Origin of the sequence: Methanobrevibacter curvatus, assembly GCF_001639295.1 — an archaeon.
Classification (GTDB): Archaea; Methanobacteriota; Methanobacteria; order Methanobacteriales; family Methanobacteriaceae; genus Methanoflexus; species Methanoflexus curvatus.
Genome location: NZ_LWMV01000085.1, coordinates 1 through 1,786, shown reverse-complemented (window position 1 = coordinate 1,786; position 1,786 = coordinate 1). Strand labels below are relative to the sequence as shown.

General features: G+C 25.1%; 2 protein-coding genes. Both read right to left on the bottom strand.

The features are described from left to right. Positions 1–118 precede the first annotated feature (118 nt). Positions 119–973, bottom strand: a complete 855-nt coding sequence (locus MBCUR_RS02235; protein ID WP_067089690.1) for an MATE family efflux transporter — start codon at positions 971–973, stop codon at positions 119–121. Between the two features lies 1 nt (position 974). Continuing rightward, the gene (locus MBCUR_RS02230) at positions 975–1,541 is read right to left on the bottom strand and encodes a MarR family winged helix-turn-helix transcriptional regulator (protein WP_067089687.1); all 567 of its coding nucleotides are present in this window, start codon (positions 1,539–1,541) and stop codon (positions 975–977) included. Positions 1,542–1,786: the final 245 nt, after the last annotated feature.

Sequence of the window (1,786 nt, the reverse complement as noted above, 5' to 3'; positions counted from 1 at the left end):
CTTTTTTAACCATCTTTTTTAAAGAATTATAATCATTTTCTCTGAGTTCTAATTTTCTATGTTTCATATTATTATAATATATAATTTAAAGTATATAAACATTTAGAATTAAATTGCCTTAACAATATACTGCTACAGCATCAACCCCTCCAACTAACATTAAAATAAAGTTTAATGTTCCAGATAATGCACCAATAATTAAAAACTCTGTTCCTGCAGGAAGACCAACATTTAAAATTTGTTTTATAAGTTTGTTGCTGTATGAAAAATTTTTAAAGGAAAATTTAACGTAAGTTTCTTTTTTAAACCAATATAAAATCAATAAAGAAACTAAAGCAAGGGATATGATAGTAGCTATTGCAGCACCACGAATTCCTAAGTTAAATACATATATAAAAATTGGATCTAAAACCATGTTTAAAATAGCTCCAAATAACATAGCATATGTAGTTTTTGTAACATTTCCTTCTGCCCTTAAAATACCATAGGCAACTGAAGAAAATAGAATAAAAACAGAACCTAAAAACAAGATTTGACCATAATCCATAGCCAAAGACAAAACTGTCAAATCGGTTCCAATAACTATTAAAATCGGTTTTAAAAATAATAGGAATAAAGCTGTGAAGAAAATGGTTAAAATAATAAAAATCAAAATAACATGTAATGCTACATTATCGGCAGTTTTTTTATCTTTTGCACCAATATAGCGAGAAATAATAGCTGTTGCCCCTGCACCAATACCATTGGAAAAGCCAAAAACCACTAAATACAATGGATTTACATAACCAACAGCAGCTATTGCATTGTTTCCTAAACCTGCTACCCAAATACCATCTATAAGAGCATAAAGTGAATTAATAACCATTGCAATAATCATTGGAATGGAAAGTTTTAAAACCGCTTTTTTAGGATCTCCAAGTAAAATAGAAACCCCTTTAGTGATAGGTTCATTATCAGATGTTTTTTCAGCCATTTTAAAACCTTCTTGAAAATAAATTTTTTTTCATTGGAGAAAATCCTTTATGAAAATGATGATGATGAGAAAACTTAAAAAAATCTTCGTCTTCCCAGCCATTTTCCATTTTTTCAGATTTTATTGACTTTATAGAACTAATGACTAAACTTTTAAGAATTTTAGAAACCTCTTGGTTTTTTTCATGAATATTACTAGAGATTAAATTTTCCCAATCCTCCTCAATTTTTTCTATTTTATATGCCAATTCTTTACCTTTTTCTGTTAAAGAGACATTGTGTTTTCTTCTGTTGTCTGGATTAACTTCACGAGCGATAATTTCATTATCATCAAGTTTTCTAAGGTTTTTAGCTGTTGTTCCCTTGCTCAACGAAAGATAATTAGCAAGATCATCTTGTGAGCTATTTTCATTCATTTTTAAAAATAAAATAAATCTTATTTGACCTGCAGTAATACCCAAGTCTTTTAATCTATATATGAGATAAAAATTATAAGACTTATGAAAAAAAGAAATCAATTCATTCCAAGAACATTTATCTAAATCCAAGTTATCAATATTCATTTCCATGTAAACCATCCAAGTAATAGAATAATAAAATAATAAAAAATAAAATAATAAAATAATAAAATATAAAAATTTTTGATTGAACTAATTTATAATTAATTTGATAAATTATCAATAAATAAATTATATAAATTAAAATTCTTTAAAAAATTAAAAAAATAGATATTATTTTGAAAAATCTTAAAAACTAATGAAAAAATTTTTAAAATTAAACTTAGTATATATTATATTTTTTATTAAATAAATGA